The 6,421-nt window shown below is 38.3% G+C and carries 5 protein-coding genes and 1 pseudogene; 2 read left to right on the top strand and 4 right to left on the bottom strand.

The features are described 5' to 3' along the window. The 4 genes and pseudogenes from VB740_RS16645 to VB740_RS16630 form a co-directional block, all read right to left on the bottom strand. Positions 1 to 416: pseudogene (locus VB740_RS16645) on the bottom strand (bifunctional DNA primase/helicase); the annotation flags it as partial. Further along, the gene (locus VB740_RS16640; RefSeq protein ID WP_323201075.1) at positions 413 to 790 is read right to left on the bottom strand and encodes a hypothetical protein; all 378 of its coding nucleotides are present in this window, start codon (positions 788 to 790) and stop codon (positions 413 to 415) included. The gene VB740_RS16640 and the pseudogene VB740_RS16645, both read right to left, overlap by 4 nt. Positions 791 to 1,378: 588 nt before the next feature. Further along, positions 1,379 to 1,684, bottom strand: a complete 306-nt coding sequence (locus VB740_RS16635) for a fertility inhibition FinO-like protein (protein ID WP_323201074.1) — start codon at positions 1,682 to 1,684, stop codon at positions 1,379 to 1,381. Positions 1,685 to 1,695: 11 nt separating this feature from the next. Further along, positions 1,696 to 3,207: an NB-ARC domain-containing protein gene (locus tag VB740_RS16630; RefSeq protein WP_323201073.1), complete on the bottom strand. Its 1,512-nt coding sequence runs from the start codon at positions 3,205 to 3,207 to the stop codon at positions 1,696 to 1,698. Between the two features lie 502 nt (positions 3,208 to 3,709). Here VB740_RS16630 and VB740_RS16625 point away from each other — a divergent pair. Both VB740_RS16625 and VB740_RS16620 read left to right on the top strand, forming a co-directional pair. Beyond that, complete coding sequence (locus tag VB740_RS16625; protein ID WP_323201072.1) at positions 3,710 to 5,584, top strand: protein kinase domain-containing protein; 1,875 nt, start codon at positions 3,710 to 3,712, stop codon at positions 5,582 to 5,584. A 93-nt stretch (positions 5,585 to 5,677) separates the two neighbouring features. Beyond that, on the top strand, positions 5,678 to 6,391 hold the full coding sequence (locus VB740_RS16620) for a hypothetical protein (RefSeq protein ID WP_323201071.1): 714 nt from the start codon (positions 5,678 to 5,680) through the stop codon (positions 6,389 to 6,391). Positions 6,392 to 6,421: the final 30 nt, after the last annotated feature.

The raw sequence follows: 6,421 nt of genomic DNA, 5'->3' as shown, positions 1-6,421 counted from the left end.
CGTTTTGCAACTTTGTCCCAAATACAGTTGCGAATATCGAAGTAGGTAACGCGGTTGGGAGTTTTGGGGGGTGATTCATACTTAACGGGTTTACCTTTTTCCCAATCAATGCGCGGGAAGTTGGGCTTAATCCGCCCCCACTCCATTGCTTGCCAATTGTTGAAGGGGTCAAGGGATTGAATCCATGTCCCCCCCAGCAATAGATGCTGATATTGCCTTATGTATGCATCCGTGACTCGACCTGCATTTTTGCGAGGGATTTTGTCAGAGATGAACAGGTAGTCGTAGACTGATTCTCCCTCAATGTGGAAGAAGTTGCGCTCAATCAACGCCGGATGAATGGCGCTACCAGTTAGCAACTCATGGTACTCGGCAGGCGTGAGATTGTTTGGGTATTCAATTGTCGCGCTATTCATCGGCTCTCCCCTTGGAGTTCCTTGGAGAAAGCTGTATCTAATCTCAAAGTAATATCGGTGCCCAAACTTTTCCCACTCGCCAACACGATGCCCAAAAGCAATGCTGGAGAAATCAGCAGCAACAAATCTGTTGCTCTAGTTGTTAGCCAAGTTCCCTTAGCTGGGTAAAGACAAAGAGGTAAAGGGGAAAGGTATTTTATCCCTTTCCCTTTTAACCTTTCCCCAATCCTCACCCAGCATTTTTGAGCTGGTAGACCACTAGGCAGGATATTCCTGAAATTACCCGACGCTACAGCACAAAGTTGCCGTACAAAAGCTGCACTTTCTGATCCCAAGGATTGAACTACTGCGCTCTTGGGTTTGCTATTTATCACAATATTTTCCCCTGATAACTCGGTTTACAAGCTTCAGAGGGGGTTGCATCAGTTATCAGTCAACAGTTATCTAATCTTGGATTTTACTCCCAACTGATAACTGGTAACTGGTAACTGATAACTGTTATTCGCGCTGCTACTGCTTTATGCTACAAAATTCAGAATCTTTCTTACTCAAACTTAACCTATTTAAATCTTTTGAATTTCAACAGCAAAAATTACCACACGAAACTGGTGCATTTCGTGTGGCTTCTCGTATAATACGAGAAGCAGCGGATTCAATCTCGTCTGACCAGTCAGTGGAAAAGTCGCCAAACTTTAAAGGCCACTGCTTTGGTTTTAGTGAGATAACCCCGCTCTGAGGTTATATGAAATTTAAGCCACGCACGAAGCGCTACTCCTTAGTGGCGCTTTGTGCGTTAAATTGTCGTACTGTTTTATCTTCACCTCCATACCTCCTATCAATTAGCTTGATTTTACATAACTTGTGGTCTTTCCGTATCTAACGAGATTCTGCAACGTTTTTGTTTGACTCCTCCATATTTACTAGTGTTTGTTTCAGCTTACCCTGATTGGGTAATCACTTTTTCAAGAAGCAACACCTACCGCAGAGGTCGTTTCTGCCTTGGACTTGCACTTAAAAACTTGTATGTTGGGTGACTCTAACACGAACCCAAGCTCATTTGACTGACCAAGTTTGCCAGCAATCGCTGCTACCGAGTGCGGGTAATTACTGGTTACATCGGTCAGTTTATTGTAAATCTTTGGTTTAACTGTGATTTTTGTGATGGGTTTGTCACAGTTTAGATCAAACTGCTGCCAAGCGTTCTCTACGTCCTTGGGCTGTAGCAGTTCGTTGATTTTAATTGTGATTCCTAGTTTGCCTGCAATCATAGTTACCTCTTTTAAGATGCAATAGCTAATGCTGGTAAAGTATCAGATGTATGGACTAGCCCCATCGGATCTGCCGTAATATACTTTTTAATCATTGGTTGTAGAGTGAAACTAATTTCTTTTGTAACTGGGTCTTTGCTGCTTTCAATTAATGACTGTCTTTCAAGTTGTTCTAATGCTTTAATCACCTCTGAAGTAGATACAGGTGTTTCCTGGCTTTGACTTGTATCACTTAATAGTTGTTCAAAACTAACGGGTTTCAAATTTAAGTTTATTTTCTCTGCCAAATAAATCATGATCCACCTCTGAGTTTCACTCAATATTTCGCCAAACATTTCGTCAAGCATTGCTTGAAACTCGCTGCTAACAAAGGTAGTATACTTTCTAAAAAAGTTTTCCGTACTACTAGCAAAGTAGTGGTGAATTTTCTCCACTAAGGTCTCTAATTCCAAAGGATTGCCACGATATGTATGAATTAATTTTTGACACTTATCTTTATCGGTTAGTCCATTAGCAGATAAAAGCTGCATTGCTGCTTCTGAATCTAAACCTTCAATTTTAAGATACTCAATTGGACGTTTAGCCTTCATTAAAGTACCAAACTCTTCAGGGAAAATTCGATTGGTTAGAAGCAGACAGCTTTGGTGTTGCTCCTCCAATAATCGACGAAAGAGTACTTTATACTCTAGCCTCTGCTCTAATTTATTTCTATGGAACAATGCATCAGCCTCATCCAATACCAGCAAACAATTACGTGATTGCAATTGTTTCACCAACACCGAAATCATTGCTTGCGTATATTCAGGTAAATTTGAGGATGGCTCTAGAGGATCAATTAGCTCAATCAAATCAGCTACTAAGTCTTGGACTCGTGGTGCATGAGTAACTGATTTCCAAATTAAACAATCAAATCTAGGTTTAGATTTTATACTAAGTTCTGCTAATAGTTTTGCCGCTAATGCACTTTTTCCAATTCCTGCCACCCCTACTAATGATACACAGCGTTGCTTTACTATTAATTCTTTTAAATGAGCCAGTTCCTGTATACGTCCATAGAAAGTAGATACATTAGGCGGTTGACCCTTAATTTTCTGCATAAAACCAGTGTCAAGAGTGACTTGACCTTGATTTGAAGCAGACTGAGCAGGATACTTTTTAGCTACTTGCTCCAAAAAATATCGAAGCTTCCTTTTTCCCACTCGTTGTCCATCTCCAATTATTTGGGAGAGCAAATCCCATAGCTGAGGAGCTAAACGTCGTTGCAAATAATTAACGCTGTAAGGTGAGTTTTCTGCTATCTCTACAAACTCACGACTATTCCAAGCTCCTTTCATGACAATGATCTCAGCTTCAGATAGATGTCTACCCAGTTTGGCAAACACTAAATCATTCACTGCTACCAAAGCTTCTTCAAAAGTCATTGTTTCTGAAAACCTTTGCTCTGGAGGTTCTTCTTCTGTTGTGATGATGGATAAAAAAGAAGGGACTGAAACTTTTAGTTCCCGTAAGTCATCAAAATCCATGAGTATACTTGTCCTGTTGAGATAGTGAAGTCCCGTAAGGGAAGTTCCATAGATTCAAGTTAATTTAGATAGTATCTTGGATTACACTCAATATTACTAGGTTTTTTCATTTTTGATTGTCTAACTTGAAATAAGTATCAATAGAAATTTCTAATGATGTTACTTATTGCTGAATGAAGGCAAAATGACGATTCGTTTGTTGAAGTAATATTATTTTATAAGTAAATCAGATTAAGGAAGGTAATTTATTATACTAAAGGTTTGTACAATATTACTAAAACAGCTTATTTTTTTTACTGACTAGCAGTAATTAAATAACAAGGGCTAAATTAGTGATAGATATGTAGAATAAGGCTTGGTATAGGTTCGCAGCGTTATTAATTTACTTAGATACCTAAGATTTAGTTATTGAATTGTTCGCAATTTCATAGAAAGCTAGGGTTAAACAATTGATACTTATCTAGTAATAAGTAAGTAATACTTATGTATAAGTTTCCTTAATATGTCGTCTTACTGTATTAATCCACTTTGTGACCATCGTCAAAATCCTGATGACATAGAACACTGCCTCTCTTGTGGCACTTCACTGCTAATTAACGACCGCATCCGTCTAGTCAAACCACTGAGGCCACTTACCGATGATCCGTTTAATTATTTTGAAGTTTTTGAAGTAGATGATGCTGGTACTCGTTGGAACCCTGTGCGTAAGCAACGAGTCATCAAAGTTCTGAAATGGAAATCGCCTAAATTAGTTAAATTAATTGAGCAGGAATCTCTTACTCTGCAACTAATTCAGCATCCAAATATTCCTGAAAGTACTTTAGATGATTTTTTTACTTTTGTTCCTAAAAATAGTCCCTTAACGCTGCGTTGCTTAGTTATGGATAAATTTGAGGGACAAAACTTGGAGCAATGGATAGAATTTAATGGGAAAATTTCACAATCTCTAGCATTAGAATGGCTTAAGCAGTTAGTTGAAATTCTTGATACAGTACACCGATCTAATTTTTTTCATAGAGATATCAAACCTTCTAATATAGTTCTCCAACCAAGTGGTCAACTGGCATTAGTTGATTTTGGTACTGCACGGCGAGTGACTGACACCTACTTGGCAAAAGTTAGTGGAAGCGGGGGAACTAGTGCAGGTAGGGAAGGAATATATGAAATTACCTCTGTCATTACGCCTTGTTACACTCCAATAGAGCAAATCAATGGTCGGGCAGTACCTCAATCGGATTTCTTTTCCTTGGGTTGTACTTTTGTAAATCTAGTTACTGCAACTCCTCTAAGTAACCTACCAACAGAGGAAAAAACAGGAAACCTGATTTGGAGAAAAGATGCACCGCAGATTGACAAACCTTTTGGTGATTTCATTGATGAGTTGATGGCTCCCTTGCCGGGGCAGCGGCCGCAAACGACTGAAGTAATTTTGCAGCGGTTAGAAAAACTGCCTAAGCAAATTAAAAATTATAGATTAGCTAATTCCAAAGTTTTTAAATATAGCAAATATACATTGATGGTTTTGGGATTTGTTGGGGGTGTCTTTCTATCTATACCTCTAGCAGCTAACTATCTAGTAACTCAAGGACAAAAGTTAGAAGCAGCAAATAATTCTCAGGGAGCACAAGAGTCTTTTGACTCAGCTATAAAAATTTATCCTCAAGTTAAAAATTATATTTCCAAGTTTTATTTTGATAAAGCATCTCGTAGTACTCAAAACCTGCGCTCTGCGAAAAAGTATTATGAATTATCAATAAAATATAATAATCAGGATGTAGACACTTATAATAATTTAGCATTTGTTTGCCAGTTATTAAATGAGTTTGAATGTGTAACAACAAATTATGAGAAAGCTTTGAAGTTGAAGCCTGATAGTTGGTCAGGACATTATGGATTAGGAACGTTTTATGATGACCAAGGAAAAAAAGATTTGGCAGAGCAGCAGTATCAGTTGGCTATAAAAAGTAATAGCCAAGCAATTCCAGTTATTAATAATCTGTCAAGATTGAAAAATCTAAAAGGTGACTATAATGCGGCGATTGCTCTTGCACTACAAGGGTTACAAAAATCTAAAGAACCAAAATTACAAGCTGCATTGTATAAAAATTTAGGTTGGGCGCTTTTTGAGCAGAAGAAGTTGGGTCAAGCAAAGGAATATTTACAAAAAGCCGGACAATTAGATCCTCAAAGAGCAGACACTTACTGTTTGCTGGCACAAGTTCAAGAAGCTTTGGGTGATAACGATAATTCCTGGCTTAATTGGGAAGCCTGCTTGATACTTGAGTCGAAAGTGCCAGAAGTCTTTCGTTGGCGGGGGGATGTATTACAAAGAATTAGACTTAAGCCTGATTCTCGACAGATCAGAACAAACTCATAACAGGCTTTGACGCTACCAACTAAATTTTATGCTTTATTTATTCTCTACTTACATTAAACTACAAAAAAGTAACTAGTTTTTTAAGAAGTTGTAATGCTTACCGTACCTAGCCTAATTAAAAAAGCCTTTGCAGTCCGACTTACAACCCTGGTATCAATACCAACACTAATACTTTTGTTGGCTAGCAGTGCATGGGGACAGCAACGAATATTACAAAATAATTTATGTGATGAACCAAGTGGTCGAGTTTATAGCACGGGCGATCGCTTCCTAAAAACAGGAAGATATTTGTGTCTGGGAGAGCGGATCAATCCTCAAAACGGAAGCGCAGTCAAAGTTCTCTGTTTCTTAAATCGAAAAATTCTGTATTTGAAGCAGAGCACTGTTTTTAATACACAAATATGTGCGTCACCACCTAACGAAGCTGTACAGTGTTCAGTATTAAATATAGTTCCTTGTCCACATGACTATAAGGGACCAGATGATGAAAAAAATGCGCCGATTGTAACTAGTCCTTACGGCAGTTCAATTATAGATAATAGACCAGAAATTTCTTGGCGCTCAGTGGCAGGCGCTGATAGCTATACAGTAGTAGTAAAAGGCAACGGTGTTAACTGGGAAACGGATGTAGTAAATGCTACTCATCTATCATATCCGAAAGAGCAAAAAGAATTACAGTATGGCAACACTTATACAATCACTGTAATTAGTAACTATGGTGGCCAACCCCTGAATTATAGTCCCTTAGTAGTCCATCTTTTACCTCTTGATGATGTTCAGCAGGTGCGATTCGTTCACTCGAAATGAATAGAAATATTCAGGGATGGGTGACATTTG

The organism is Nostoc sp. UHCC 0251, from assembly GCF_034932245.1.
Taxonomy (GTDB): Bacteria; Cyanobacteriota; Cyanobacteriia; order Cyanobacteriales; family Nostocaceae; genus Nostoc.
The sequence above is the reverse complement of the archived record's forward strand: the minus strand, read 5'-3'. Positions and strand labels throughout refer to the sequence as shown.

Excerpts from the sequence above, each read along its gene's own strand:
- VB740_RS16625 (WP_323201072.1), top strand. The coding sequence starts at position 3,710 with ATGTCGTCTTACTGTATTAATCCACTTTGTGACCATCGTCAAAATCCT.
- VB740_RS16635 (WP_323201074.1), bottom strand. The coding sequence starts at position 1,684 with ATGATTGCAGGCAAACTAGGAATCACAATTAAAATCAACGAACTGCTA.
- VB740_RS16620 (WP_323201071.1), top strand. The coding sequence starts at position 5,678 with ATGCTTACCGTACCTAGCCTAATTAAAAAAGCCTTTGCAGTCCGACTT.
- VB740_RS16630 (WP_323201073.1), bottom strand. The coding sequence starts at position 3,207 with ATGGATTTTGATGACTTACGGGAACTAAAAGTTTCAGTCCCTTCTTTT.